General features: G+C 56.7%; 1 protein-coding gene. It reads left to right on the forward strand.

Annotated elements, in window-relative coordinates; all coding sequences use genetic code 11:
• Window positions 1-910: ATP-binding protein (locus tag PY650_RS36545; RefSeq protein WP_285884968.1), on the forward strand; the 910-nt coding region annotated here is incomplete at both ends.

Below are 910 nucleotides of genomic sequence, written 5' to 3' on the forward strand. Positions count from 1 at the left end.
CTCATCGGCCCGCGTCAGGTCGGTAAGACGACATTGGCACTCTCCATAGCCGACCATCGTCCATCGATCTATCTCGATCTGGAATCGGATGCTGATCGCGCCAAGCTCACCGAGCCCGAACTATATCTCAGCCAGCATAGCGACAAGCTCATCATCTTGGACGAGGTTCACCGGCTTCCTAATCTTTTCCAGAATTTGCGCGGACTTATCGACCGCAGCCGTCGAAGCGGAAGGAAAACTGGGCAGTTCCTGCTGCTTGGGTCGGCATCTATTGACTTGTTGAAACAGTCGGGCGAGACGTTGGCTGGCCGTATCGCCTATCTTGAAATGGGACCGGTCAACGGCATCGAAGTGCCAGCTGACGAACTGAATACGCTGTGGCTACGAGGTGGTTTCCCAGACAGTCTACTCGCTCCGAGCGATCGTGCGAGCCAGCGATGGCGGCAGGGCTTTATTCGCACGTATCTGGAGCGAGATATTCCTTTGCTCGGTCCTCGTATTCCCGCCGAGACATTGCGGCGCTTCTGGACAATGCTCGCACATCATCAGTCTGGACTTCTGAACGCCGCAGAGTTTGCGCGCGCGCTTGGCGTCGATAGCAAGACCGTGGCCTCCTATCTTGACCTTCTGGTTGATTTGCTGCTCGTGCGCCGTCTGGAGCCTTGGCATGCAAACGTTGGTAAGCGTCTCGTAAAATCACCACGAGTTTATGTTCGCGACAGTGGCATCACCCACACCCTCTTGGGGCTGACCACTCAGGAGGATTTGCTCGGCCACCCTGTCGCCGGTGCAAGTTGGGAAGGTTTCGTGATCGAGACGTTGGTTGCTGCAGCACCACCCGGAACACAGAGTAATTTCTATAGGACATCCGCCGGTGCCGAGATCGATCTGCTCCTCACGCCACCGGGCG

This window comes from Martinezella calliandrae, from assembly GCF_030272695.1.
Classification (GTDB): domain Bacteria; phylum Pseudomonadota; class Alphaproteobacteria; order Rhizobiales; family Rhizobiaceae; genus Rhizobium; species Rhizobium calliandrae.